Below are 25,600 nucleotides of genomic sequence, written 5' to 3' on the forward strand. Positions count from 1 at the left end.
TTACGAACAATGGAAGTCCGCCGAGCCAGGCAGTGGCTGCCTGTCCCGGCGGGCAGCGCCCGTTGAACAATGGGCGCGTAATGCCTGATCAGCCGATCAAGGCGTGCCGACCGGCGGAACAGCGTCGAACGTCATGGCGACAACGCCGGTGTAATCACCCGGGTTGAAAGTCGAACCGATAACGCTGATCTTCAGCGGCGCACGGAAGTTGACGTTCGACTCCTCCTCACCGACAACTTCCTGTGGGGTCAGGGTCAGGGTCTTGTTATTGATCTCGACTTTCAGGTCGATGCTGTTTGAACCCGAAATGAGTTTTGGTGCGCTGTCGAGGCTGGCATGAACCGAACCGTTGTTGTTGCGCACATCGAAGAAGCCGTTGACTTCACGCATCTTGCCGCTGCCCGGCTGGAAGCTCATGTCCTGATCCTTGTTGACCAGTTCAGGATCGGTCGGCACCACGTAAAAGCCGTTGGTCGGCACATGGGCGACGATGTTGATGGAGTGAGCGGCTTCACCAGCGGCGAACGCTCCCGAGGAACCCAGTGCCAGAAGAGCCAACGGAGCAGCGATTGCGATTTTCTTGAACATCGTTCAGTACCTTGTTTTCTTGATGAGAAGGAAGAATTGAAAGTTCAGGAAAACCCTCAGGGGAGTTGAGCCAGGTCAACTTGAACTCTCAATGCCGGGGCATCATCGACTGTTGTCTCTGGAAAGTAAGCAAGTAACTTCCGATAACCTCGTAGTTCAACAACCTCATGACCCGCAAGAAAAAAGAACAAAAAAACGATATTCAAAACAGTGACTGTAAGTTATGCCCTACATACAGATTCAGTTAAAAAACCATACAGCAACTTCGCCCAGATATAGCAGTACTTAGTTAAAACTTTAGAATACTTGCTCGATTAAATAGAGTGATGACTTTAACTTCAAGGTTATCCATCAAGACACCTTCGCGAAAATTGACCTGTTGCATTTTCTCAGGAGGTCGCCGCTCGTCAGCGGCCCTGAGGATGGGGAAAAAACCTCTTGCGCCAGCATTAAGATATATCTTAAGTTGTATCTAAACATGACGAGAGAAGACAGAAATGAGAGACCATCATTCCCCCCACCGCGAACACGGTGATGGCCGCGACGGCTTCGAAAAGCGCCCCGGGCGTGAACGCGGCGGCCGTGGCCCGCGAGTATTCGCCCCCGGTGACCTGAAATTGCTACTGCTGGCACTGGTCGCCGAACAGCCGTGCCACGGCTACGACCTGATCCGCCAGATCGAAGGCATGTTCGATGGCGCGTACAGCCCGAGCCCCGGCGTGATTTATCCGACCCTGACCTTCCTGGAAGAAAGCGAACTGATCAGCGGCGACGCCGAGGGCGGCAAAAAACGCTACAGCGTCACCGAAGCAGGCCGTTTGTCCTTGAGTGAACAGGCCGTGGCCCTCGATGGCGTGCGCATGCGCATCGACGTCAGCAAGCGTTCGTTGCGCGGCCATGACCGGCCGCCGGAAATCCACGAGGCGGTGCACAACTTGCGCCATGCCCTGCAACTGCACCACGGGCGCTGGAGCCCGGAAGAAATCCTGCGCGTGCGTGACCTGCTCAACGACACCGCCAAAGCCATCGTCGACGGCCCCGCCGTTCAACCTGCCCCGGAGAAAGCCGAATGACTGCAGTCGATAGCCAAACCATTCACCGCGTGATGCACGAAATCAAACGCCGTCGCCTCGAAGTGCTGCGCGTGGTCGACCTGACCCCGCGCATGCGTCGCATCACCCTCGGTGGGCCGGAGCTGGCCGGGTTCATCAGCCTCGGCACCGATGATCATGTGAAATTGCTGTTCCCGCAGAACGCTGAACAAACCGCCGCCCTGGAAACCATGGTACTCGGCGGCAAGAACGACGGCCCGATGCCCGAGATGCGCGACTACACCCCGCGTCGCTACGACCTCGAAAAGCTTGAACTGGACATCGACTTCGTCCTCCACGGCGACGGGCCGGCCTCGACTTGGGCGGAACAGGCCAAACCCGGGCAATTCCTGCACATCGGCGGGCCGCGCGGTTCGATGATCGTGCCGGACATCTTCGACAGCTACCTGCTGATCGGTGACGAAACCGCGCTCCCCGCCATCGCCCGCCGCCTCGAAGGCCTGGCCGCCAATCGCAAGGCGCTGGTGGTGATCGAAGTGGAAAACGGGCGCGAGCAACAAGTGCTGGAGAGCGCGGCGCAGGTCAATGTGATCTGGGTCTTGCGTGAGGGCGGCAAGGACAACCTGCTGACCACCGTGAAGCAGTTGCAGGTACCGAAAGGCAATCTGTATGCGTGGGTGGCGACCGAGACCAAGGTTTCACGGCAGATTCGCCGGGTGCTGCTGGATGAGCATGGGCTCGATGAAAAGCTTGTCAAAGCCGTCGGCTACTGGCGCGCCGAGGGCACTTCCGAAGAGGAATGACTCTTTGGGTATTCACACCTCCCTTTGAGGTGTGAACTCAATTGTGGCGAGGGGATTTATCCCCGATGGGCTGCGCAGCGGCCCCAGAACCTGCACCACGGTGAGCCAGGTAATCTGCGGAGGCAGGTTTCAGGGCCGCTCCGCGCCCCATCGGGGATAAATCCCCTAGCCACAGGTTTGCATGCATTCAGGACTGCGATCCGCGCAATCGGTCGAGGCCGATCAGCGCCAGCGCAATCAGCACAAACCCCACCAATATCCCCCCGGCATTGATCAACACCTGCGGATAACCGAGCACCGCCACATCAATGAACGGATACGCATACGCGCCGAGCAAATGCCCGCGCAGCAAGGCATAGATGAAATACACCAACGGATAAGTCAGCCACAACGGCAGATGGCCCAGGCGCAAAGTGCCTTTCGGCACGCAAAACCACCAATAGCCCAGAAACAGCAACGGCATCACATCGTGCAGCAGTTCATCGGCGATAAATTGCCAACCTTGGGGATGCCACAAGTGCCGCAACAAAATGCTGTAGGCGAGGCCGACCACCACAATGCTCACGGCAATGCCACTGCTCACCCACGGCTGTAAAAACCAGCGCCGGGCGGCGGATTCACGCTCCGTCACGGCACAGGTCAACACCGTCGCCACCAGCGTATTCGTCAGAATCGTGAAGTAACTGAAGAAGCTCACCACCCCGACCAACAGGCTGGCGCCAACACTCAAGCGCGCAAAGAAGATCAGGTAAAGCTGAATACCCAACCCCGCCCAGCCCAGTACGGCTGCACAAGTGATCAGGCGTCGGCGCCACACGGCGTCCATTTCAGACCGGGCGCTTGGTGCGCATCAATTTCACGTACAGACGTTCGACCTTCTCCCGCGCCCACGGGGTTTTACGCAAAAACGTCAGGCTCGACTTGATGCTCGGATCGCTCTTGAAGCAACGGATGTCGATGCGTTCGGCCAGCCCCGACCATTCGTAGTGGGCCACCAGCGCGGTGAGGATCTGTTCGAGGGTCACGCCGTGCAGCGGATCGGGGGATTGTTCGTTCATGCCTGGCCTTTGGGCGAAGTGAAAATGCAGAAGCCGCGCACCTTAGCCGAGGGGGTGGTCGGGTGGAAGGCCTTCCTTCAAATGTAGGCCAACCCGAGAAGATCGCAGCCTGCGCACGGCCCGACAATGCGCCCGTTTGCCGCACTGTTACCGAATCCGAAAGGCTGCATGTCAGCAAAACCCCTTTGTCTTTTTGTTACAGATCATTATCCTGCCGCCCTTCGGCTGAAACGCTTCACTGCCTGCGACATTTTGAAGCGCTCGGTCCGCACCCCGAAAACACCCAAAAAAGACTTCTCCATGCCCGATTTTTCCTTCTCCCGAGACAGCGCTATCTCGACCCTGCGCACCCTTGGCGGCTGCACCGCTCTGGGTCTCGCCACCTGCGTTCAAGCGGCTCCCGCGTTCGACAGTGAATCACCGTACATGCTCGGTGACTGGAACGGCACGCGCACCCAACTCTCGGAAAAAGGCTACGACTTCAAACTCGATTACACCGGCGAAATGGGCAGCAACCTGCACGGTGGCTATGACCACGATCGCACCGCGCGCTACAGCGATCAGTTCGGCCTCGGTACGCACCTGGACCTGCAAAAGATCCTCGGCTGGGACGATGCCGAGTTTCAACTGACCATTACCAAACGCAGCGGCAACAACATCAGCAACGACCGCATCAACGATCCACGCGTCGGCGGCTTCACCTCGGCCCAGGAAGTCTGGGGCCGTGGCCAGACCACGCGCCTGACGCAGATGTGGTACCAGCAGAAATTCTTCGATCAGAAACTCGACATCAAGGTCGGCCGCTTCGGCGAAGGCGAAGACTTCAACAGCTTCCCGTGCGACTTCCAGAACCTGGCGTTCTGCGGCTCGCAGGTCGGCAACTGGGTCGGCGGCATCTGGTACAACTGGCCGGTCAGCCAGTGGGCGATGCGCGTCAAATACCATCTGACGCCGGAGTTGTACGCCCAGGTCGGCGCGTATGAGCAGAACCCGTCGAACCTTGATCGCGGCAACGGTTTCAAACTCAGCGGCAGCGGCACCCAAGGCGCAATCCTGCCAATCGAACTGGTGTGGACGCCGAAGCTCAACGGCCTGCCGGGCGAATACCGCGCCGGCTATTACTACAGCAACGCCAAGGCCAGCGACGTCTATAAAGACAACAATGGCCAACCGGCAGCGTTGAGCGGTGAAGCCTATCGCAGCGCGTCGAGCAAACACGGCGTGTGGCTGGGCATTCAGCAGCAAATCACCAGCGTCGCCAGCGACCACTCGCGCGGCCTGAGCGTATTCGCCAACGGCACGATGCACGACAAGAAAACCAACGCCATCGACAACTACGTGCAGGCCGGCATCACCTACAAAGGCCCGTTCGACGCTCGCGCCAAGGATGACATCGGTTTCGCCCTGGCCCGCGTGCACGTCAACCCGGCCTTCCGCAAAAACGCCGAAGCAAGCAACCGCGCCAACGCCGTTTACGACTACGACGATCCGTCCTTCCTGCCGCCACAAGACACCGAATACAGCGCCGAACTGTATTACGGCGTGCACGTGACGAACTGGCTGACCGTGCGCCCGAACCTGCAATACATCCGCCACCCCGGTGGCGTGGACAAGGTCGACGACGCGCTGATCGCAGGACTGAAGATCCAGTCCTCGTTCTAACCGACACCACAAAAACCTGTGGGAGCTGGCTTGCCAGCGATGCGATTTCACAGTCGACATCTTCGTCGGCTGACACGCCGCCATCGCTGGCAAGTCGAATCGTCGCACCGCAGCTCCCACAGGGATCGAAGAAAATTCGTTAGCTACACAAGTTTTTATCTGAACCATGCCTGTGCCAAATCGTCATCTAAAGTGACTACAGCGCGGGACTACATAAACGTCACGGAGAATCACACTATGAGCACCGAAAGTGCTTCGAGTCGGGGCCGTCTGCTACCGAGCCTGCTCGGCATTCTGCTTCTACTGATGGGCCTGGCCATGTTGGCCGGTGGGGTCAAGCTGAGCATGCTCGGCGGCTCGCTGTACTACCTGCTGGCCGGTATCGGCATCGCGCTGAGCGGCATTCTGATGCTGATGCGTCGTCGTGCGGCGCTGGGCCTGTACGCCATCGTCTTGTTTGCCAGCACCGTTTGGGCGCTGTGGGAAGTCGGTCTGGACTGGTGGCAACTGGTGCCACGTCTGGCCCTGTGGTTCGTCCTCGGCTTCGTGATGTTGCTGCCGTGGTTCCGTCGTCCGCTGCTGCTCGCAGGCCCTGCGCCAATGGGCACCGGCGGTTTGACCGTGGCCGTGATCCTGGCCGGCCTCACCGCACTGGCCAGCCTGTTCACCCACCCGGGCGAAACCTTCGGCGAGCTGGGCCGCGACACTGCGGACACCACCAGCACCGCGCCAGCCATGCCGGATGGCGACTGGCAGGCCTATGGCCGCACCGAGTTCGGTGACCGCTACTCGCCGCTGAAGCAGATCACCCCGGCCAACGTCGGCAAGCTGCAAGAAGCCTGGCGCATCCAGACCGGCGACCTGCCGACTGCCGATGACCCGGTCGAACTGACCAACGAAAACACTCCGCTGAAAGCCAACGGCATGATCTACGCCTGCACCGCGCACAGCAAAGTGCTGGCCCTGGACCCGGACACCGGCAAAGAACTGTGGCGCTTCGACCCGCAGATCAAGAGCCCGGTCGGCTTCAAAGGCTTCGCGCACATGACCTGCCGTGGCGTGTCGTACTACGACGAAGCTGCGTACGCCAAAACTGAAAACGCTGCTTCCGCGGTGATTTCGGAAGCCGGCAAAGCCGTTGCTCAGGCTTGCCCGCGTCGCCTGTACCTGCCAACCGCTGATGCCCGTCTGATCGCTCTGAACGCCGACACCGGCAAGATCTGCGAAGGCTTCGGCAAAAACGGTGTGGTCGACCTGACCCAAGGCATCGGCCCGTTCACTGCCGGTGGTTACTACTCCACCTCGCCAGCGGCGATTACCCGTGATCTGGTGATCATGGGCGGTCACGTGACCGACAACGAATCGACCAACGAGCCATCGGGCGTGATCCGCGCCTTCGACGTGCGCGACGGCCACCTCGTGTGGAACTGGGACAGCGACAAGCCAGACGCCACCGAGCCTTTGGCACCGGGCGAAACATACAGCCGCAACTCGGCCAACATGTGGTCGCTGGCCAGCGTCGACGAAAAACTCGGCATGGTTTACCTGCCACTGGGCAACCAGACCCCAGACCAGTGGGGCGCTGACCGCACCCCGGGCGCCGAGAAATTCAGCGCCGGTGTTGTAGCCCTGGACCTGGCCACCGGTAAAGTGCGCTGGAACTACCAGTTCACCCACCACGACCTGTGGGACATGGACGTTGGCAGCCAGCCAACCCTGCTCGACATGAAAACCGCCGACGGCGTGAAACCTGCGCTGATCGCCCCGACCAAACAGGGCAGCCTGTACGTCCTCGACCGTCGTGACGGCACGCCGATCATCCCGATCAAGGAAATCCCGGTACCGCAGGGCGCCGTGAAAGGCGACCACACCGCACCGACCCAGGCCCGTTCGGACCTCAACCTGCTGGCCCCGGAACTGACCGAAAAAGCCATGTGGGGCGCGAGCCCGTTCGACCAGATGCTGTGCCGCATCCAGTTCAAGGAACTGCGTTACGAAGGCCAGTACACCCCGCCGTCGGAACAGGGCAGCCTGATCTACCCGGGTAACGTCGGCGTGTTCAACTGGGGCGGCGTCTCGGTCGATCCGGTTCGCCAAATGCTGTTTACCAGCCCGAACTACATGGCCTTCGTTTCGAAAATGGTGCCACGCGAGCAAGTCGCCGCCGGCAGCAAACGCGAAAGCGAAACCGCTGGCGTGCAACCGAACACCGGCGCGCCATACGCGGTGATCATGCACCCATTCATGTCGCCATTCGGCGTACCGTGCCAGGCCCCGGCCTGGGGCTACGTCGCCGGTATCGACCTGACTACCAGCAAAGTCGTGTGGAAACGCAAAAACGGCACCAGCCGCGACAGCTCGCCAATCCCGATCGGCTTCACCCTGGGCGTGCCAAGCATGGGCGGCTCGATGGTGACTGCGGGCGGCGTCGGCTTCCTCAGCGGCACCCTCGACCAGTACCTGCGCGCGTACGACGTGAACTCTGGTAAAGAGTTGTGGAAATCGCGTCTGCCGGCAGGTGGCCAAGCGACTCCGATGACCTACACCGGCAAGGACGGCAAGCAATACGTGCTGCTGGTTGTCGGCGGTCACGGCTCGCTGGGCACCAAGATGGGTGACTATGTGATTGCGTACAAACTGCCGGAGTAAGATTCAGCGGCGGTAACAAGAAGGCGATGTCCCGAAAGGGGCATCGCCTTTTTTGTGCCTGCCAATTTTGAATCCTCTGGAGAAACCTGTGGGAGCTGGCTTGCCAGCGATAGCGTCGGGTCAGCCGGCACATATGCCGGCTGGAAGAACGCCATCGCTGGCAAGCCAGCTCCCACAGTTTGATCAGCGTTGGTTGTAGGAATTGTTCTTGTCCTACAGATGCAGGGAGTTGCAGGGAGATTTCCGACAAGTCGTGTCGGTTGTGCCTCGGAAATCGGCTAGATAGGCTCGGGGGGTCGCTGCAAATTCAGCGAACGGGCGTCGCGGCCCGATAACTGATGCATAATCGCCAACCTGACGGCACCTCGGTGCTGTTTGTCTGTGTCATGGCGGCTGTGCGCGGGATACCTTCTTGGAGGTATGCCGATTTCTCAGTTATCGGTCCGCGAACCCGCGTACAGCTGCCACCTCAGATTGCGTCGCGGCAATCGAAGGCAGCCCCACTTTCACCAACTGAGTATTCACCATGAAAAAGCCAACACCCAATCCGCCCGAAAACAACGACACCTCGCCCTACGAATCCCCCGATTCGAAGAAATTCCACGAAGCCGCCGAACGCGCCCTCGACCACTACCTCAAACCCAACGCGTTAACCCTGCGCTTCCACAAACCCAGCACCATGTTCCAGATCGCGCCCGATCAGGACAGCGAAAGCCTGCTGGTCCACGCCTGCGAATCACTGGCACAAGCGAGCCTCATGACCAGCGACATCGCCGCCTACATCGACCTGCCGCAGCGGCGCACGATTATGGCAATCCAGCAAATCATCATGCTCGCCGAACTGGCGGTCAATCGTGTGCTGGATAACCTTGAAATCCCTTCACAAAGTTGAGAATGATAAGCCCTGCGCCTGAAATAGATGTGCAATCACCTGCAATCGCACATCCATTTCAGGCGCACGGTTTTCTATGCGCTCGTTCACAGTAGCGCTCAATATGCAGGGTGGCTGACACACCAATTTCGCGAGCACGAATGCCCAGGCTTGATCATCCTGGCCCTATATAACCCCTCTCAAAAAAAACCATCGCGAAAAGATATAAAAACCTGTCAGATATGACAGTTCACTATTTTTACCCGCTCTCTCAGACTTCCTTCTCCAACTGAATTATTCAAAGGAAGCGCCCATGACAAATCCAAAGGCATCGCCAGCAGTCTTCGCAAATGGCTCTCTTATGATTGATGTGAAAGGCACCATTGGCGGTACGCCGGTCAATCTGGCCAGTTACACTACAACAGCCACTTCCGTGTCCTTCAACCCGTTGGGTGGGTACAATTTTTCTTTTCAGGAAAACGGGACTTTGTCGGGCAAAAGAACCTTCTCGATCTCACTTCGCAAGCTGCTGACCCCCACTATCTCTGGCTACTCTGAAAGCGTCGTTACCGAACGCGGTATTCAGGTTTATCAGTATGACCTGACATCCGTTTCGGCCATTGCGGTGACCCAACTCAACTCCAACCTTTACCGATACTCGCTCGATGGATTCAAACTATCCGGGAAGGCACTCCACGGTGAAGAAACGCGTGAACTCACGGGTAGCGGGTTCTTTTTGCTGCAGGAACTGACGTGGCCTGTCTGACATACGGATCAGATTTGTAGTCGGGTCAATCCTGCATTTTCTGCCCGGCCAAACGGACACGAACTGGCTCATCTCACTCAATGAAGGACAAAAACATGTCAATTAACGACTTGCAATTGAACAGTGCAAGGAAACCGGGCACTGGCGATCTGACTGCTGCGATTAACAACAACTACATCATCAGCAACTTCGAAGGGCAACCCACTATATTTACCACTAATGGAAAAGAGGTTGCGTTATATGCAACTTACCCGCACTCCTCTACCGTTTCCTTTTGCATACAGCTCAATTTTTCAGCGAACATCAAACAAGGCCGGTATGAATTCCACCCAAACAATCTTCCTGTTCCGCCCTCCTTCTCGTATACAGAAGGTGGACACACCAAAGGCTACAACAGTGATAAAGGCGCCGGTCATCTTGAAATATCAGAATTCGATATAAACGAAGGAACCTTCAAGGCCTCGTTCAATTTTACCTTTACGGATTTCGATACCAATCGCCGACATCAAGTGGTAGGTAATATCGACGTCTCGGACCTCGAACATATTGAAGAGTGACGGATCGCGTCCGTCAGCAAGATTTAAACGCATCCAGTCAGAAAACGGGCGGAGGCCAGCAGACCTAAACCCACGGCTCCAGGACTTGTTTAGCAATCAGGCCGCCATCGCTGGCAAGCCAGCTCCCATAAGAAATTGAGAACACCCCCGCACGCGGCGCATGCCGCCCCACTCAACAGGATGAGCGTTAGCTCGGCTGCAGCTCTTGATCTTGATCCACGGGCGACGTCGGAAGGCTGAGTGGAGGGGTTGATCCGGGGGTGGGAGCGTAGCGACCGTTTGGCGCAGCCAAACACATCGAGAGGAGGTGCAGCGAAGCAAACCGGAGGCGATGCCCCCCGGATCAATCCCGCAGCGAAGGAACCCCGAGCCCCAGCGAGCGGGCCGCACGCAGGAGCAAGCCTTTTTGGTTACTTTTTCGGCGTCTGGAAAAAGTGACCCGCCGTAAGGGCGGAACCCTAAGCCGCCATCACTCAAAAAACGGATATACACCCCAACCCCAAGAACATGGTCGGCCCAAAGGCCGCCAAGCCCAAAGCGCGAACCCTGTCAAAACCCTGAACACACAAACAGAAACACACCCCCACCATTGAAACCACCACCAGCCTGCCCCATCTAAGACCCATACTCCATTGCGCAGGTGCCCCATGAGCGACCAGCAAGAATTCCCGGAAAACCCAGACGACTACACCGAAACCGAAGCCGAACACATCGAACACACCTCCTCCGGCAAAGGCCTCGCCCTGCCCGGCCAGAACCTGCCGGACAAGGTCTACATCATCCCGATCCACAATCGCCCGTTCTTCCCGGCCCAGGTCCTGCCGGTCATCGTCAACGAAGAACCCTGGGCCGAAACCCTCGAACTGGTCAGCAAATCCGATCACCACTCCCTGGCCCTGTTTTTCATGGACACCCCCCAGGAAGACCCGCGCCACTTCAACACCGACGCCCTGCCGCAATACGGCACCCTGGTCAAAGTCCATCATGCCAGCCGCGAAAACGGCAAACTGCAGTTCGTCGCCCAAGGCCTCAGCCGCGTGCGCATCAAGACCTGGCTGAAACACCACCGCCCACCGTATCTGGTCGAAGTCGAATACCCGCATCAGCCCACCGAGCCGACCGACGAGGTCAAGGCCTACGGCATGGCGCTGATCAACGCGATCAAGGAACTGCTGCCGCTCAACCCGCTGTACAGCGAAGAGCTGAAGAACTACCTCAACCGCTTCAGCCCCAACGACCCATCGCCGCTGACTGACTTCGCCGCCGCCCTGACCTCCGCCACCGGCCCCGAGCTGCAAGAAGTGCTCGACTGCGTGCCGATGCTTAAACGCATGGAAAAAGTCCTGCCGATGCTGCGCAAGGAAGTCGAAGTCGCGCGCCTGCAAAAAGAGATCTCGGCGGAAGTTAACCGCAAGATCGGCGAACATCAGCGCGAGTTCTTCCTCAAGGAACAGCTGAAAGTCATCCAGCAGGAACTCGGCCTGACCAAGGACGACCGCAGCGCCGACCTCGAACAGTTCGAACAACGCCTGGAAGGCAAAGTCCTGCCGGCGCAGGTGCAGAAGCGCCTCGAAGAAGAAATGCACAAACTGTCGATCCTTGAAACGGGTTCGCCGGAATACGCGGTCACCCGCAATTACCTCGACTGGGCAACGTCAGTGCCATGGGGCGTGTACGGCGAGGACAAACTCGACCTCAAGCACGCGCGCAAAGTGCTCGACAAACACCACGCCGGCCTCGACGACATCAAGGACCGCATCCTCGAATTCCTCGCCGTCGGTGCTTATAAAGGCGAAATCAGCGGCTCCATCGTGCTGCTGGTCGGCCCGCCGGGCGTGGGTAAAACCAGCGTCGGCAAATCCATCGCCGAATCCCTCGGCCGACCGTTCTACCGCTTCAGCCTCGGCGGCATGCGCGACGAAGCCGAGATCAAGGGCCACCGCCGCACCTACATCGGCGCGCAACCGGGCAAACTGGTGCAGGCGTTGAAAGACGTCGAAGTGATGAACCCGGTGATCATGCTCGACGAGATCGACAAGATGGGCCAGAGCTACCAGGGCGACCCGGCCTCGGCGCTTCTGGAAACCCTCGATCCTGAGCAGAACGTCGAATTCCTCGATCACTACCTAGACCTGCGCATGGACCTGTCGAAAGTGCTGTTCGTCTGCACGGCCAACACCCTCGATTCGATCCCCGGCCCGTTGCTCGACCGGATGGAAGTGATTCGCCTGTCGGGCTACATCACCGAAGAAAAAGTCGCCATCGCCAAGCGTCACCTGTGGCCAAAACTGCTGGAGAAGGCTGGCGTGTCGAAAGGCAGCCTGAGCATCAGCGACAGCGCGCTCAAAGCCTTGATCGACGGTTACGCCCGTGAAGCCGGCGTGCGTCAGCTCGAAAAGCAAATGGGCAAACTGGTGCGCAAAGCGGTGATGAAGCTGATCGACGATCCGAAAGCGGTGATCAAACTCGGGCCGAAAGATCTTGAGGCCTCACTGGGTCATCCGGTGTTCCGCAACGAGCAAGTGTTGTCCGGTACCGGCGTGATTACCGGCCTGGCCTGGACCAGCATGGGCGGCGCGACCCTGCCGATCGAAGCCACGCGAATTCACACACTCAATCGCGGTTTCAAACTTACCGGGCAACTGGGTGACGTAATGAAGGAGTCGGCGGAGATCGCTTACAGCTACGTCAGCTCGCACCTGAAGTCGTTTGGCGGCGATCCGAAGTTCTTCGACGAAGCCTTCGTCCACCTGCACGTGCCGGAAGGTGCCACACCAAAAGACGGCCCAAGCGCCGGCGTGACCATGGCCAGCGCCCTGCTCTCCCTCGCCCGTAATCAGGCGCCGAAAAAAGGTGTGGCGATGACCGGCGAACTGACGCTGACCGGGCATGTACTGCCGATTGGCGGGGTGCGCGAGAAGGTGATTGCGGCAAGAAGACAGAAGATTTTCGAGCTGATTTTGCCGGAGCCGAATCGGGGTAACTTCGAGGAACTGCCGGATTATCTGAAGGAAGGCATTACCGTGCATTTCGCCAAGCGTTTTGCGGATGTGGCGAAGGTGTTGTTCTGAGCAACTAATACGAGAGTAGTTAAAATGGCCAGCGCTCCTTCGCTGGCCATTTTTCGCTTAATTAGTTTCGTTTTCGCAAAATCTTATAACCAAAAAATCTAGCCTACCTGTCAACTCTTACAGTTCCCTCTCCATGAACTTGCCGATAGGTTAATCGCTGTGGCGTTAACCCATTACCGCGCAAAAGGAGTTCGTATCTTGAGTATTCATGAAGGTAGAAAACCGTTTCACTCTGTGCCCGCAACAGGCTTGGTCTTTCGCAAGAATTCCGCGACTGAATACCTGAATGCACACGTCAACGATGATGAGTTTGAGGCGACAGAAATTTTCGCCAGCGCTGGCACCCGGGAAATCATGGCTATTTTCAAGGCCGGTGAAAAATACACCCCGGAAGATCGATCGTTTGATTTTTACTTTCCCGTCAAGATAGAAACTGGAATCTACCCGCTGGCTGCCGGTCTCGAAATAGCCTTTACCGAATATGTCCCGCAGCAACACTCAACGCATCAATATTTCACTTACTTCGCTCACTCGGGTGATTTGAATATTTTTGTAAATACTCAAAAGACCGTTTACTCAGGTTCATTCAGTGCCAGGTTCAATAACAAGGTAGGTGAAGAGATCAGCGCTAGCGGCACTTTCGGTTTTTTGATTGGGTAATGATTCGAAGAACTACCGAACTTCTTTAAGGACGGCATTACCGTGCATTTCTCCAAACGGGTTACGGATGTGGCGTAGGTATTTTCTAGAATGGAAGGGCTTTGCAGCGTGTTCGGATATTTAATACGATCACGTTCTATATCACTCGCCATTAATTCCAGATCGCTCTTACAACCTGTCAACCATTACAGTTTCGTCGCTTACACAATTAGCTGACCATAAAACTTCACCCCTTCATGGAATCATTCACGATGACCGCTAAAACTGTTGTAACAAATACCATCACCGGGACATTTACAGCCAAGATTGAAAAGCAGCCTGACTTCGCGGCCACCCGATTTACCGTCTCCGAAGGGAGTGACTATTTCCATTTTTACGGCACAGAAGGTGATCCCCATCCTCTGAAAAACTATCGAGGGATTTACATAGTTGTAAAGAAAGACGTGAGCGGTTTTAAACTCGCCCAATTTGGCTATCTCGACAAGCAGGGTGAAAAACAAAAATTCTATGAGACAGAAGATGGGACATTTACATTTGATTTCGATGAGACCAAAAGATGCTACAAAATGTCATTCCATGTTGTCGCCCAATACGTAATAGAAAAGGTCGACATTCTCGGCAGCTTCGATCTAACTGTGAGTTAGTCGCCCGTTCACCTTATGGACCTGAATCCAAGCGGTTTGCGGATGTGGCAAAGGTGCTCTTCTTACAATCATGTAATGCCTGATATACCGCTATCGCTGGCAAGCCAGCTCCCACAATGTTCGTTGGTGATCACAAATCCTGTGTTCAACCGAGAAACCTGTGGGAGCTGGCTTGCCAGCGATGGCGCCCGGACTGACGACGCCAGCCCCGACCGTCACACTTTGTCTCATCTTCAGTTATGCTCGCCGTTCGTCGCCAACGCTGGAGCCGCTGACCTTATGTCCCCCACTCGCCTGTTTCTCCCCCTCGCCCTTGCCTTGCTGGCCGCTTGCGCCACTCAGCCGAAACACAATGTGACCGTGGAAAAACAAAGCGAATGCCCGGTGCGGCTCACCACGGGGCAGAACCTCATCATCATGCTGCCGAGCAACCCGACCACGGGTTATCGCTGGGCCATTCAGGACTCGGCCGGTGGCGTGTTGCGCGCGCTCAGCCCTGAGGTTTACAGCAATCCGGAAGATGCCGGCGTGGTTGGCGCTGCCGGGCTTTCGACCTGGCGCTTCCAGGCCTTCGCCCCCGGCACCGGACGTCTGCGCCTGACCTCGCAACAACCGTGGGCACCCGAGGTGTTGCCGGTGGAAACCTTTGACTGCGCGATTTCGGTGAACTGATCGTGGGTTGGCTGATTCTGGCGCTGATGGGCGCGGTGACGTTTCTCTACGGTGTAAGCACACATGCAGCGCTGCTCTGCCTGTTGGTCAAACCGCTGCCGGCGCTGGCGTTGCTCGGCTGGCTGCATGATGCGCCGCCCAGCGACTATCGGCGCTGGATCAGCCTGGGTCTGATTTTCTCTCTGCTCGGCGATGTGCTGCTGGCGTGGCCGGGGGATTTGTTCGTGTTTGGCCTGGGTGCGTTTCTGGTTGCGCATCTGGCGTATCTGAAGGCCTATCTGAGTGACTGCAAACGTCTGGCGCTGTTGCCGCTGGTGCTCGCAGTCGTGGTCGGCGCGGCGCTGTTGGGCATTCTGATTTCCAACGGGCTTGGGCCATTGCTGGTGCCAGTGATTGTCTACGGCACAGCTATAAGCGCCATGCTCTGGCGCGCCCTTGCCCGTCTTGGCACTGACGTCCCCAAGCGCTCGGCGCTGCTGGCGGCTGGCGGTGCGCTGGCGTTTGTGTTCTCGGACAGCGTGATCGGTATCGATCGTTTTGTGTCGCCGTTCCAGGCTGCGCCGTACGTCATCATCCTCAGCTACTGGCTGGGACAGTGGGGCATTGCGGCCTCTGCCTTCTCCCAGACTAAACGCTAACCCTGTGGTGAGGGGATTCATCCCCGATGGGCTGCGCAGCGGCCCCGAAACCGGTCAATCAGGTGTGTCAGACAGACCGCAGGCACAGGTTTTGGGGCTGCTGCGCAGCCCATCGGGGATAAATCCCCTCGCCACGTCGGACAACCCAAGCATCCCCGCGCCAGTTTGGCTAAAATGCCGGCCTTTTCCACCGACACCGCCGGACACCGCCGTGAGCAAAGAACCCGATCGCATTTTCGCCCAGCCCCTGGACAAGGTGCCTGACTTCGCCTTCAACGAAGACGTGGTGCGGGTGTTCCCGGACATGATCAAGCGCTCGGTGCCGGGTTACCCGACCATCGTCGAGAACCTTGGCGTGCTCGCGGCGCAGTTCGCCCAGCCAAACAGCGTGCTCTACGATCTCGGCTCGTCGCTGGGTGCGGTGACTCAGGCATTGCGTCGCCATGTGCGCACTGACGGCTGCCGGGTGATCGCGGTGGACAACTCGGCGGCGATGGTCGAGCGTTGCCGCGAGTACCTCAACGGTCAGGATTCGATGTTTCAGGAGTTGCTGCCGGTTGAAGTGATCGAGGGCGATATCCTCGCGCTGGACTTCAAACCCGCGTCGGTGGTGGCACTGAACTTCACGCTGCAATTCATCGCCCCGGATCAACGCACCGCGTTGCTTTCGCGCATCCGCCAATCGTTGCTGCCTGGCGGCGCCTTGATTCTCTCGGAGAAGCTGCGCTTCAACGATGCCGAAGAACATGAGTTGCTCACCGACCTGCATGTCGCGTTCAAACGCGCCAACGGTTACAGCGAACTGGAAATCGCCCAGAAGCGCAGTGCCATCGAAAACGTCATGAAGCCCGACAGCCTCGAAGAACACCGCGAACGCCTGTTGGCCGCCGGGTTCTCGAAAGTCGTGCCGTGGTTCCAGTGTCTTAACTTTGCCTCGTTGATTGCCTTGCCATGATTGATCTGTCTCCCCTCGCCCGCCGCCTGGCTGGCACCCCGCTGGCCGACTGGGCCAACACCCTGCAAGCGCAACTCGACAAGAAAATGGAGAAAGGTCACGGCGACCTGGAGCGCTGGCAAAGTGCGCTGGATGCCTTGCCGAAGATCCAGCCGAGTGAAATCGATCTGCTCAACGGCTTGAAGCTCGACACCGATTGCGACGATGCAACCCGTGCGCAAATGCGCACCGCGCTGATGGGCCTGTCGCCATGGCGCAAGGGGCCGTTCGATCTGTTTGGCGTGCACGTCGACACCGAATGGCGTTCCGACTGGAAATGGTCGCGGGTTGCACCGCATCTGGACCTGCAGGGCAAGCGCATCCTCGATGTCGGTTGCGGCAACGGCTACTACATGTGGCGCATGCTCGGTGCCGGCGCGGACAGTGTGATCGGTGTCGATCCGAACTGGCTGTTCTTCTGCCAGTTCCAGGCGGTGCAGCGTTATCTGTCCGAGCCGAACGCCTGGCATCTGCCGTTCCCGTTCGAAGACCTGCCGCCGAACCTCGAAGGTTTCGACACGGTGTTTTCCATGGGCGTGTTCTATCACCGTCGCTCGCCGATCGAGCATTTATTGGCGCTGAAGGATTGCCTGGTCAAGGGCGGCGAACTGGTGCTGGAAACGCTGGTGGTCGAGGGCGACAAGCATCAAGTGCTGGTGCCGGAAGATCGTTATGCGCAGATGCGTAACGTGTGGTTCCTGCCGTCAGTGCCGGCGCTGGAGTTGTGGCTGCGGCGAGCAGGTTTCACCGATATTCGTTGCGTCGATGTCAGCACAACGACGGTCGAGGAACAACGTGGTACCGAGTGGATGAAGTATCAGTCGCTGAGCGACTTCCTTGATCCCGAGGATCACAGCAAGACGATTGAAGGACTGCCGGCGCCGATGCGGGCGGTGATTGTCGCGAAGAAGTAATTTTTACAACCACCAAACAAACCTGTGGGAGCTGGCTTGCCAGCGATGGCGTCGGCACATCAAACATTGATGTTGGCTGAACCAATGCTATCGCTGGCAAGCCAGCTCCCACAGGGTTTTGTGTTGTCTTTTAGCTAGCGGGTTTAGCGCGTTTCGCCCGGAAGAACTCGGTCAACACCGCCCCGCACTCCTCCGCCAACACCCCGCCCTCATACAACACCCGATGATTCAAAAAGCCCTGGGTAAAAAACTGTCCCTGACTCTGCACAATCCCCGCTTTCGGCTCCAGCGCGCCATACACCACCCGCGCCACCCGCGAATGTACGATCAAACCGGCGCACATGCTGCACGGTTCCAGCGTCACATACAGCGTGCTGCCCGGCAGGCGATAGTTGTTCACGGCTTGCGCGGCGGCGCGGATCGCGACCATTTCCGCGTGGGCGCTGGGGTCGCTGGCGCTGATCGGGCAATTGAAGCCGCGACCGATGATCTCGCCATCCTGCACCAGCACCGCGCCGACCGGCACTTCGCCGAGGGCTGCGCCTTGCGCCGCAAGGGCCAGGGCTTCGCGCATGAAATCGCGATCACGGCTGCGGTCGATGATCGCCGCGGGGCGAATCTGGCGCATCACTTCACCTCGATGGCGGCCATCAGGCCGGTTTCCATGTGATCAATCACATGACAGTGGAACATCCACACCCCCGGGTTATCCGCCACCAGCGCCACTTGTGCGCGCTCGTTCTTGCCCAGCAGATAGGTGTCGGTGAAGTACGGAATGATCTTGTGCCGGTTCGACGCAATCACCTTGAAGCTCATGCCATGCAGGTGGATCGGATGCTGATACTGGGTCATGTTTTTCAGTTCGAAAATATAGCTTTGACCCAGTTTCAGGCTGGCGATCGGCCGGTCGGCACAAGTCTTGTCGGTGATGTCCCAGGCCTTGCCGTTGATCTGCCACAGACTTGGCGGCTTGCCGTTGTCGACGTTGACCGACACCGAACCGACCCATTCGAAATTGAAGTTGAGTTTCTCGGCATTGGCCAGGTCCGGCTCGGCCAACGGATTGGCGGGCAGCGCTTTCGGCCAGTCCGTCGGCGCATCGGTGTTGGCCACCGAACGCAAGGTACCCAGTCGGACCGGGCCGTTGCGCAGCGAGAGTTCTTCCCCCGCCGCCGGCGCCTTGATCGCCAGACAAATGCGCATGCCCGGGCCAAGCCAATATTCCTTGCCCAGCGGGCGAGGTTCGACCGGGTTGCCATCCAGCGCGTAGATCTTTGCCTCAACGCCAGGAATGTTGATGCGATACGTCAGGGTGTTATCGAGATTGAGCAAGCGCACGCGGGTGATCTGCCCGGCCGGCAATTCGATCACTGGCAACGGTACGCCGTTGATGGTCGACAGACGCCCCGCCGTGCCGCCACGCGCAGCTTCACGCGGAATGCTGAACTCGACGAAGTTGCCTTCGTCATCGATGTGCCAGTTTTTCAGGCTCAGGGTCTTTTCATACTTGAAACCGGTCGGCTCGCGCTCTTCGATGATCAGCGGCCCGACCAGTCCGCGACCGAGTTCTTCGCTGCTGCTGACGTGCGGGTGATACCAGTAGCTGCCGGCGTCCGGCACACGGAATTTGTAGTCGAAGTATTCGCCCGGCAGCACTGGCAGTTGCGAGACGTACGGCACGCCGTCCATTTCCAGCGGCAGGCGAATGCCGTGCCAGTGAATGGTGGTCGCGACCGGCAGATGGTTGATGAACCGCACCCGCAGCCATTCACCCTGACGCACACGCAATTCGGTACCCGGCGCCGACGGGCCGAACGCCCACGCCTCGGTCTTGTGCCCGGGAACCAGTTCCACGTCCAGTGGCGCGGCGATCAGCTCGTAGTCGTGACCCGCCTCGGCGTCGGCCATCTTGCCCAGCCAGTAACGCGACGCGCCCCCCGCTCCAACGCCAACGACAACAAGACCGGCCAGGCCACCGAGGATTTGGCGACGGGTAAAGGACATGAACTCAACTACCTCACGTATCAGCGACAGACCCTGAAGGCCCGTAAAAGGCGAATACGATACACCTGCGGTTGAGAAACAGTAAGGGTGACCTGAGGCCGCACATCCCCTCCGCGCTCAGCTTTGCAGGCCGGTAATCAGGTGCACCACCCCGCCCTCCAGGGGCATGACGCCCGCGACACCGGCCTCGCTGAGCGCCTGGCGATCCATCAGCGACACATCGCCCAGCGCCACGCGCACCCGGGTCAACGCGACCGGTTGCTGCGATTTGAGGTTATCCGCACCACCCAGCGCGGCGACGATCTCGGCACTCAATCCATCGGCAGGCTCGGCCTGCGCGGGCGGTGCATCCACCACCAGATCCGGGGTCAGGGCTTTCCAGAATGCCTGCTGCAATTTATCGAACATGTTCAGTTCTCCAGAACCGGTAAAGTATCGACCGTCGCTTCGTGATACAGGCGCAGCGCCTCACGTACTTCTTCAGCGCTTTCCAGCCCCTGCACCTGCTCGGCAATGGCCTTGCAGTCGAGCAGATCCACCTCGCGTACCGCCGCTTTGATCGCCGGAATCTGCGGCACACTCACCGACAACTCGTCCACGCCCAGCCCCAGCAACAGCGGCACCGCCAGACGTTCGGAGGCCATCGCCCCACAGACACCGACCCATTTGCCATGGGCGTGCGCGGCGTTCACGGTCAGCGCAATCAGGCGCAGTACCGATGGATGAAAGCTGTCCGCCTGACTGGCCAGACGCGGATGATCGCGATCCATGGCCAGGGTGTATTGGGTCAGATCGTTGGTGCCGATCGAGAAGAAGTCCACGTGCGGGGCAAACACGTCGGCCATCAATGCCGCCGCCGGCACTTCGATCATGATCCCCAGTTTCGGCAGTTGACCCAGGTTCAGCGCCAGCGCTTCCTCCTCCAGCATCTGTCGGGCCAGACGCAATTCCGCCAGTTGAGTGACCATCGGCAACATGATGTGCAGACGCGTCAGGCCGGCACTGCCGAGGATCGCGCGGAACTGCTCACGCAACAGGTCCGGCCGCGCCAGACACAGGCGAATTCCGCGCAGCCCGAGGAACGGATTGGTTTCGCTGTCCATCGGCACGTAAGCCAGCGGTTTGTCGCCACCGACATCCAGCGTACGCACCACCAGATTGTGCGACGGCCCCACCGCCCGGGCGATGGCGCTGTAGGTCGACACCTGTTCATCACGGGTGGGCGCATGATTGCGATCCAGATAAAGAAACTCCGAACGCAAAAGCCCCACGCCTGCGCTGCCCACGGCCATCGCCCGTTCGGTTTCGCTCAGCGAGGCAACGTTGGCCGTGACTTCGATGTGATGCCCGTCGCGGGTGCAGGCTGCTTGCGTCGCCTGCGCCTGCTCGTGTTGATGGCGCTGGCGTTGCTGCTCGTGCCTGGCTTGCCACTGGCTGATCGCCTCCGGATCCGGATGCAAGTGCAACTCGCCCCGGTCGGCGTCGAGCAATACCTGGGCGCCATTGGCCAGCGCGAGCATTTGCCCAGGCATCCCGCAGATCGCCGGCAAACCACAGGCTCGGGCCAGAATCGCGACGTGACTGGTCGCCCCGCCACCGACCGTGGCGAAACCCAGCACTTTTTCGGTGTCGAGGCCGGCGGTCTGCGACGGCGTCAGTTGATCGGCGATCAGAATCGTCCCGGCGGGCAGTTCCAGCGCCCGCTCGCGAACCCCGAGGATCAGTTTCAGCACACGTACGCCCACGTCAGCCAGATCCGCCGCCCTCTCGGCCAGCAACGCACTGCCCAGTTGCTGGAACAGTGTCGCTGTCGACTCGGTAGCCGCACGCCAGGCAAACGCCGCGCTTTTACCCTCAACGATCAACGCCTGAGCCTGATCCAACAGACTCGGATCTTCGAGCAGTTCCTGATGCGCCTTGAAAATTTCCGCCTGAGCTTCACTGGCGGCGATGTCGCGCAGATGCTGCAAGGCCATATCGGCCTCGATCAACGCGTTAGCCAGAGTTTCGCGTTCGATGCGTGCGCCAGCGCCGAACTCTTTCACCTCGAGCGTCGGCTCAGTGATCTGCACCGCCGTGCCCAATGCCGAACCGGGTGACGCACAGACCCCACGCAAAACCATCAGGGCCTCTTCCTCGGCGCGCTCGACTGGCGCCACAGCAATCACTGTCGTCACCGCTTCGCCGCAGCCTTCGGCCAATAATCGGGTGAGCGTATTGATCGCGTCTTCAGCATCGTCGCCCAGCGCACTGACCTGCACGCTGTCACCGAAAACGGTCTGCAACGCCATGATCGCCACCAATGACTTGGCGTTGGCTTCAGATTGCTGCTTGTGCAGATAAATCTTTGCTGAAAAAGCCTTGGCCGCTTGCGCGAACACCGCCGCCGGACGCGCATGCAGGCCATTCGGGTTAGGCAGTTTCAGCGATTGCGAAAACAGCCTTTGGCCCTCTGCAATCAAAGGTTCCTCGCTGCTCGCCGTGGCGCTGGCGAGACTCAGCAGTGCCTGGCCGGTTTCGACCAGACCGCTTGGCGAGACGCACCAACTGAATGGCTCACCGCTGACCACCAGCATCAGGGTCATCAGGCTGCGAGCGTGCAGGGCGACGTAATCGGCATCGAACTCGATCAGCGCCTGCCCGACTTCAACCCGCTGGCCTTCCTCGACCTGCCGGGTGAATCCCTGCCCCCCCAGGTTCACCGTATCAAGACCGATGTGCATCAATACCTGAACGCCCGTGTCGGCGGTGATACTGATGGCATGCCCACTGGCCTGCACGTTGCTGACCACCCCGGCCAGCGGCGCGCACAGCGTTGACGAAGTCGGGTCGATGCACAGACCGTCGCCGATCACGCGCCTGGAAAACACCGGATCAGGCACTTGATCCAGCGGTATCAGCACGCCGGACAGAGGCGCCAGCAGTTGCAATTGTTGGGATGTGGCCATGACGTCACCTGCGGTTTTGTTCTCTGAAGTGCCCGTGGAGCGCGACGCCCCACCAGCATCGCTTATTTCCACCAGTATTCGACCTGCAATCCGACGTTCGCACCGTGGCGCGCAGTGCCGAAGGCGCCGGTATCAGACAGTGCCGAGCCTTTGGCCAGTTCGTTGGCCGCACGTTTGGCCGCCTCGTTCCAGGTGGCATAGGTGTAATACAGCCGCACCTCGGGGCGCGCCCAGAATTCCGGGCCCTTGGGTGACCAGGTCGGGGCGAAAGTGAACTTGCTCAGCTTGCGCGTCCCTCCCGGGGCTTCGACTTGATCGTGGCCCAGTTCGGTGACCAGTTTGAACTGCTCGGTGAGCGCATAGGTCGGGCGCACGCCCAGGGAAATCCAGTTCTGGTCAGCCCCGTCCGGGCGAATGTCCTTCTGATACACCGCCTCGACTTGCCCGCCGAAACGCGGCGTCACCTGCCAGTCGAAAAACTCCACGATCCGGTAACTCTTGTTGCTGTCGTCGAGTTTGACGTTACCGGTGTAGCCCAGGCCGGTGCCCGGCCCTTCGCCGTATTGCAGGGCCAGTTTGTTCTTGCCGCCAAGAAAATCCTTTTGCACATGCTGTGTGGTAATCGCCCAGCCACGGTGGGCATCGCGGCTGTCGGGCTTATCGATGTAGCTGAGGCCGAATTCAAGTTCACCGCCCGGATTGGTGTTGAAACCGGCGACATTGAAGTCGTGCCGGTTGATGTAATCCTTCTGGTAGAGGTTGTCCTTGCGCGAGAACGCGTAGCTGTATTTCAGATCGCCGATCAGCACGTCTTCGATCCCGCCACCGGTGGCGCTCTGGTTCCAGTAGTAGAAATCGGAGATATGGATGTCGTTACGTTTGTAGTAACGGCGGCCGGCCCAGAGTGAGCCGCCATTGAGCGCCGGCATCGCCGACCACTGGGCGTAGGCCTGTGGCAGGCGAATCGAGCCGTTGTCTTCGTTGAACGTCGGGCGGCGGTTATAGCGGTTGTACAGCGAGGCCATGCCGTCGACGCTGAGTACCGAGCCGTCGTCAAGGGTGTACAGATCCTGGCGCAGTTCAAGCTCGCCGTACTGCTCGCACTCGTTGCCCAAGCGATATTTGGTTTGCGCCCCTGGCAACTGGAAACACGACTGGCCACCGCCCTTGAGCGAATTGCCAACGCCACTGCGCAAGTAGCCACCGAACTCCAGCCCGTGCGACGACTGTGGTAACGCGAGGCATATACCTGCTACTGCAAGGCTGCGATTTATTGTTGTTTTCATAAGCCACCCCATTATTTTTATTGTGTGTTTGCATGAATTCGGCGCAAAACTCCCCCGCGCAGGGCTCTGCGTGTTTTTTGAAACGCTGGTTTTCCTGTTAGGAATCAGGGATCGATCAGGTGCAGCACGAACGACTCATAAGGTCGCAAACTCACCTGTCGATTGCGTCGCGGACAGTCCGGGTAGTTGCTGATCAGCAAACGCTGGTTCAATGACTCGTCGATCTCCATGGGCAGTTCGACTTCGCACGGTGTGCCGTAGAAATTGTTCACCACCAGCAGGCGCTCGCCCGTGCCTTCGCGCAGGTAAGCCCAGACTTGCTTGTGCTCCGGCAACAGTTGCCGATAGACGCCGTCTGACATCAACGTCTCGGTGCGCCGCAAAGCGATCAGCCGACGGTAGTGATGCAGTACCGATGCGGGATCGTCGAGCTGGTTGTCGACGTTGATCTGCGCGGCATTCGCCGGCACCCCGATCCACGGTTCAACGCTGCTGAAGCCGGCGTTCGCTTCAGCGTTCCACTGCATTGGCGTGCGTCCGTTGTCGCGGGACTTCTGCATGATCGCCGCCATGTTATCGGCGTCGCTGTTACCCGCTTCTCGCTTGAGACGGAAGATGTTCAGGGTTTCGACATCGCGGTACTGATCGATGTGTTCAAACCCCGGATTGGTCATCCCCAACTCTTCGCCCTGATACACGAACGGTGTGCCCTGTAAAAAGTGCAGGGCAGTGCCGAGCATCTTCGCCGAGAGTTCCCGATATTCGCCGTCATGGCCAAAACGCGAGACCACCCGCGGCTGATCGTGGTTACACCAGAACAGCGCATTCCAGCCACCTCCGGCCTGCATGCCGGTCTGCCAGTCGGAGAGAATCCGCTTGAGCTGGAGGAAATCGAAATCGGCGCGTACCCACTTTTGCAGGTTCGGATAATCGACTTTCAGGTGATGAAAGTTGAAGGTCATCGACAGCTCTTGCGACTGCGGATTCGAGTAGCGAATGCAGTGTTCGAGGCTAGTGGATGACATTTCGCCGACGTTGATCAGGTTATGCCCGGCGAAGACTTCGCGGTGCATCTGCTGCAAGTACTCATGGACGTTCGGACCATCGGTGTAAAAACGTCGACCGTCACTGCTGTCCTCGGGAAAGTCTGCAGGCTTGGAGATCAGATTGATCACATCGAGACGGAAACCGCCCACACCCTTGTCACGCCAGAAGCGCATCATCTTGAACACTTCGGCGCGCACCTTGGGGTTGTCCCAATTCAGATCGGCCTGGGTGTGGTCAAACAGGTGCAGGTAATATTGCCCGGTCTGGGCTTCATACTCCCAGGCCGAGCCGCCGAACTTGGATTCCCAGTTGTTCGGCTGATCGCGCCAGATATAGAAGTCGCGATATGGATTGTCGAGACTGCTGCGCGCCTGCTGGAACCAGACGTGTTCGATCGAAGTGTGGTTGACCACGATGTCGAGCATCAGCTTGATCCCGCGCTTGCCGGCTTCGGCGATCAGCAGTTCGCAGTCGGCCATGCAGCCGTAACTCGGGTCGATCGCGTAGTAATCGCTGATGTCGTAGCCGTTGTCACGTTGCGGCGAGCGCAGGAACGGCGTGATCCACAGGCAATCGACACCCAGCCATTGCAGATAGTCGAGCTTGGCTACTACCCCGAGCAGATCACCGGTCGGGTTGCCGGCATGGCTGTGAAAACTCTTCGGGTAGATCTGGTAGATCACCGAACGCTGCCAGTCTTGCATGGCGCATCTCCC

23 protein-coding genes are annotated in these 25,600 nt (G+C 58.8%); 14 read left to right on the forward strand and 9 right to left on the reverse strand.

The genetic code is table 11. The features are described 5' to 3' along the window. Positions 1–96 precede the first annotated feature (96 nt). Positions 97–588 carry a CS1 type fimbrial major subunit gene (locus tag ACVVH8_RS23930; RefSeq protein WP_103304582.1) on the reverse strand — a complete coding sequence of 164 codons (492 nt, stop codon included), beginning with the start codon at positions 586–588 and terminating at the stop codon, positions 97–99. A gap of 497 nt (positions 589–1,085) precedes the next feature. On the opposite strand from ACVVH8_RS23930, the gene ACVVH8_RS23935 reads away from it, so the two are divergent. Beyond that, positions 1,086–1,661, forward strand: coding sequence for a PadR family transcriptional regulator (locus ACVVH8_RS23935; protein WP_103304581.1), 576 nt, complete (start codon positions 1,086–1,088; stop codon positions 1,659–1,661). Beyond that, the gene (locus ACVVH8_RS23940) at positions 1,658–2,443 is read left to right on the forward strand and encodes a siderophore-interacting protein (protein ID WP_213026490.1); all 786 of its coding nucleotides are present in this window, start codon (positions 1,658–1,660) and stop codon (positions 2,441–2,443) included. Before ACVVH8_RS23935 ends, ACVVH8_RS23940 begins: the two co-directional genes overlap by 4 nt. Positions 2,444–2,630: 187 nt before the next feature. On the opposite strand, the gene ACVVH8_RS23945 is transcribed toward ACVVH8_RS23940, so the two are convergent. Together ACVVH8_RS23945 and ACVVH8_RS23950 are read right to left on the reverse strand one after the other, a co-directional pair. Beyond that, positions 2,631–3,269 carry a Pr6Pr family membrane protein gene (locus ACVVH8_RS23945; RefSeq protein WP_213026491.1) on the reverse strand — a complete coding sequence of 213 codons (639 nt, stop codon included), beginning with the start codon at positions 3,267–3,269 and terminating at the stop codon, positions 2,631–2,633. A 1-nt stretch (position 3,270) separates the two neighbouring features. Next, on the reverse strand, positions 3,271–3,501 hold the full coding sequence (locus ACVVH8_RS23950) for a VF530 family protein (protein WP_103304578.1): 231 nt from the start codon (positions 3,499–3,501) through the stop codon (positions 3,271–3,273). A 300-nt stretch (positions 3,502–3,801) separates the two neighbouring features. Here ACVVH8_RS23950 and ACVVH8_RS23955 point away from each other — a divergent pair, with 300 nt between their 5' ends. The 12 genes from ACVVH8_RS23955 (at position 3,802) to cmoB (ending at position 17,599) form a co-directional block, all read left to right on the forward strand. Further along, positions 3,802–5,163: a carbohydrate porin gene (locus tag ACVVH8_RS23955; protein ID WP_103304577.1), complete on the forward strand. Its 1,362-nt coding sequence runs from the start codon at positions 3,802–3,804 to the stop codon at positions 5,161–5,163. 237 nt (positions 5,164–5,400) lie between these two features. After that, a complete protein-coding gene (locus ACVVH8_RS23960) occupies positions 5,401–7,812 on the forward strand; it encodes a glucose/quinate/shikimate family membrane-bound PQQ-dependent dehydrogenase (RefSeq protein ID WP_103304576.1) in 2,412 nt (803 codons plus the stop codon). A 526-nt stretch (positions 7,813–8,338) separates the two neighbouring features. Beyond that, positions 8,339–8,704, forward strand: coding sequence for a DUF6124 family protein (locus ACVVH8_RS23965; RefSeq protein ID WP_475226699.1), 366 nt, complete (start codon positions 8,339–8,341; stop codon positions 8,702–8,704). Positions 8,705–8,996: 292 nt separating this feature from the next. Beyond that, on the forward strand, positions 8,997–9,449 hold the full coding sequence (locus tag ACVVH8_RS23970; RefSeq protein WP_475226702.1) for a hypothetical protein: 453 nt from the start codon (positions 8,997–8,999) through the stop codon (positions 9,447–9,449). Positions 9,450–9,544: 95 nt separating this feature from the next. Beyond that, complete coding sequence (locus ACVVH8_RS23975) at positions 9,545–10,006, forward strand: hypothetical protein (protein ID WP_103304573.1); 462 nt, start codon at positions 9,545–9,547, stop codon at positions 10,004–10,006. Between the two features lie 647 nt (positions 10,007–10,653). Continuing rightward, positions 10,654–13,077: an endopeptidase La gene (lon, locus tag ACVVH8_RS23980; RefSeq protein WP_103304572.1), complete on the forward strand. Its 2,424-nt coding sequence runs from the start codon at positions 10,654–10,656 to the stop codon at positions 13,075–13,077. 198 nt (positions 13,078–13,275) lie between these two features. Then, positions 13,276–13,737, forward strand: a complete 462-nt coding sequence (locus tag ACVVH8_RS23985; protein ID WP_475226704.1) for a hypothetical protein — start codon at positions 13,276–13,278, stop codon at positions 13,735–13,737. 251 nt (positions 13,738–13,988) lie between these two features. After that, positions 13,989–14,381, forward strand: a complete 393-nt coding sequence (locus ACVVH8_RS23990; protein ID WP_475226706.1) for a hypothetical protein — start codon at positions 13,989–13,991, stop codon at positions 14,379–14,381. A gap of 279 nt (positions 14,382–14,660) precedes the next feature. Beyond that, a complete protein-coding gene (locus ACVVH8_RS23995) occupies positions 14,661–15,053 on the forward strand; it encodes a protease inhibitor I42 family protein (RefSeq protein WP_103304570.1) in 393 nt (130 codons plus the stop codon). 2 nt (positions 15,054–15,055) lie between these two features. After that, positions 15,056–15,691 (forward strand): lysoplasmalogenase, encoded by a 636-nt coding sequence (locus ACVVH8_RS24000; RefSeq protein WP_475226709.1) that lies wholly within the window; start codon positions 15,056–15,058, stop codon positions 15,689–15,691. 211 nt (positions 15,692–15,902) lie between these two features. Then, complete coding sequence (cmoA, locus tag ACVVH8_RS24005) at positions 15,903–16,646, forward strand: carboxy-S-adenosyl-L-methionine synthase CmoA (RefSeq protein WP_103304567.1); 744 nt, start codon at positions 15,903–15,905, stop codon at positions 16,644–16,646. Then, positions 16,643–17,599 (forward strand): tRNA 5-methoxyuridine(34)/uridine 5-oxyacetic acid(34) synthase CmoB, encoded by a 957-nt coding sequence (gene cmoB / locus ACVVH8_RS24010; protein ID WP_475226711.1) that lies wholly within the window; start codon positions 16,643–16,645, stop codon positions 17,597–17,599. Before cmoA ends, cmoB begins: the two co-directional genes overlap by 4 nt. 130 nt (positions 17,600–17,729) lie before the next feature. Here cmoB and tadA read toward each other — a convergent pair whose 3' ends face one another. From tadA to treC, 6 genes are all read right to left on the reverse strand, one after another. Continuing rightward, the gene (tadA, locus tag ACVVH8_RS24015; protein ID WP_475226713.1) at positions 17,730–18,227 is read right to left on the reverse strand and encodes a tRNA adenosine(34) deaminase TadA; all 498 of its coding nucleotides are present in this window, start codon (positions 18,225–18,227) and stop codon (positions 17,730–17,732) included. Beyond that, the gene (locus ACVVH8_RS24020) at positions 18,227–19,603 is read right to left on the reverse strand and encodes a multicopper oxidase family protein (RefSeq protein WP_475226715.1); all 1,377 of its coding nucleotides are present in this window, start codon (positions 19,601–19,603) and stop codon (positions 18,227–18,229) included. Before ACVVH8_RS24020 ends, tadA begins: the two co-directional genes overlap by 1 nt. Positions 19,604–19,720: 117 nt before the next feature. Beyond that, entirely contained in the window at positions 19,721–20,011 is a 291-nt protein-coding gene (locus ACVVH8_RS24025; protein WP_103304563.1) for a PTS sugar transporter subunit IIB, read from the reverse strand. A gap of 2 nt (positions 20,012–20,013) precedes the next feature. Then, on the reverse strand, positions 20,014–22,551 hold the full coding sequence (gene ptsP, locus ACVVH8_RS24030) for a phosphoenolpyruvate--protein phosphotransferase (RefSeq protein ID WP_475226718.1): 2,538 nt from the start codon (positions 22,549–22,551) through the stop codon (positions 20,014–20,016). Positions 22,552–22,613: 62 nt separating this feature from the next. After that, entirely contained in the window at positions 22,614–23,837 is a 1,224-nt protein-coding gene (locus ACVVH8_RS24035; protein WP_475226720.1) for a carbohydrate porin, read from the reverse strand. 104 nt (positions 23,838–23,941) lie between these two features. Continuing rightward, positions 23,942–25,588: an alpha,alpha-phosphotrehalase gene (gene treC / locus ACVVH8_RS24040; protein WP_475226722.1), complete on the reverse strand. Its 1,647-nt coding sequence runs from the start codon at positions 25,586–25,588 to the stop codon at positions 23,942–23,944. Positions 25,589–25,600 lie beyond the last annotated feature (12 nt).

It is taken from the genome of Pseudomonas trutticola BRTCR10 (genome assembly GCF_056155105.1).

Excerpts from the sequence above, each read along its gene's own strand:
- ACVVH8_RS23995 (WP_103304570.1), top strand. The coding sequence starts at position 14,661 with ATGTCCCCCACTCGCCTGTTTCTCCCCCTCGCCCTTGCCTTGCTGGCC.
- ACVVH8_RS23960 (WP_103304576.1), top strand. The coding sequence starts at position 5,401 with ATGAGCACCGAAAGTGCTTCGAGTCGGGGCCGTCTGCTACCGAGCCTG.
- ACVVH8_RS23990 (WP_475226706.1), top strand. The coding sequence starts at position 13,989 with ATGACCGCTAAAACTGTTGTAACAAATACCATCACCGGGACATTTACA.
- ACVVH8_RS24025 (WP_103304563.1), bottom strand. The coding sequence starts at position 20,011 with ATGTTCGATAAATTGCAGCAGGCATTCTGGAAAGCCCTGACCCCGGAT.
- ACVVH8_RS23970 (WP_475226702.1), top strand. The coding sequence starts at position 8,997 with ATGACAAATCCAAAGGCATCGCCAGCAGTCTTCGCAAATGGCTCTCTT.
- ACVVH8_RS23930 (WP_103304582.1), bottom strand. The coding sequence starts at position 588 with ATGTTCAAGAAAATCGCAATCGCTGCTCCGTTGGCTCTTCTGGCACTG.
- ACVVH8_RS23965 (WP_475226699.1), top strand. The coding sequence starts at position 8,339 with ATGAAAAAGCCAACACCCAATCCGCCCGAAAACAACGACACCTCGCCC.
- ACVVH8_RS23940 (WP_213026490.1), top strand. The coding sequence starts at position 1,658 with ATGACTGCAGTCGATAGCCAAACCATTCACCGCGTGATGCACGAAATC.
- ACVVH8_RS23935 (WP_103304581.1), top strand. The coding sequence starts at position 1,086 with ATGAGAGACCATCATTCCCCCCACCGCGAACACGGTGATGGCCGCGAC.
- ACVVH8_RS23975 (WP_103304573.1), top strand. The coding sequence starts at position 9,545 with ATGTCAATTAACGACTTGCAATTGAACAGTGCAAGGAAACCGGGCACT.
- ACVVH8_RS23955 (WP_103304577.1), top strand. The coding sequence starts at position 3,802 with ATGCCCGATTTTTCCTTCTCCCGAGACAGCGCTATCTCGACCCTGCGC.
- ACVVH8_RS24035 (WP_475226720.1), bottom strand. The coding sequence starts at position 23,837 with ATGAAAACAACAATAAATCGCAGCCTTGCAGTAGCAGGTATATGCCTC.
- cmoB (WP_475226711.1), top strand. The coding sequence starts at position 16,643 with ATGATTGATCTGTCTCCCCTCGCCCGCCGCCTGGCTGGCACCCCGCTG.
- treC (WP_475226722.1), bottom strand. The coding sequence starts at position 25,588 with ATGCAAGACTGGCAGCGTTCGGTGATCTACCAGATCTACCCGAAGAGT.
- lon (WP_103304572.1), top strand. The coding sequence starts at position 10,654 with ATGAGCGACCAGCAAGAATTCCCGGAAAACCCAGACGACTACACCGAA.
- ACVVH8_RS23945 (WP_213026491.1), bottom strand. The coding sequence starts at position 3,269 with ATGGACGCCGTGTGGCGCCGACGCCTGATCACTTGTGCAGCCGTACTG.
- ACVVH8_RS23950 (WP_103304578.1), bottom strand. The coding sequence starts at position 3,501 with ATGAACGAACAATCCCCCGATCCGCTGCACGGCGTGACCCTCGAACAG.
- ptsP (WP_475226718.1), bottom strand. The coding sequence starts at position 22,551 with ATGGCCACATCCCAACAATTGCAACTGCTGGCGCCTCTGTCCGGCGTG.
- tadA (WP_475226713.1), bottom strand. The coding sequence starts at position 18,227 with ATGCGCCAGATTCGCCCCGCGGCGATCATCGACCGCAGCCGTGATCGC.
- ACVVH8_RS24020 (WP_475226715.1), bottom strand. The coding sequence starts at position 19,603 with ATGTCCTTTACCCGTCGCCAAATCCTCGGTGGCCTGGCCGGTCTTGTT.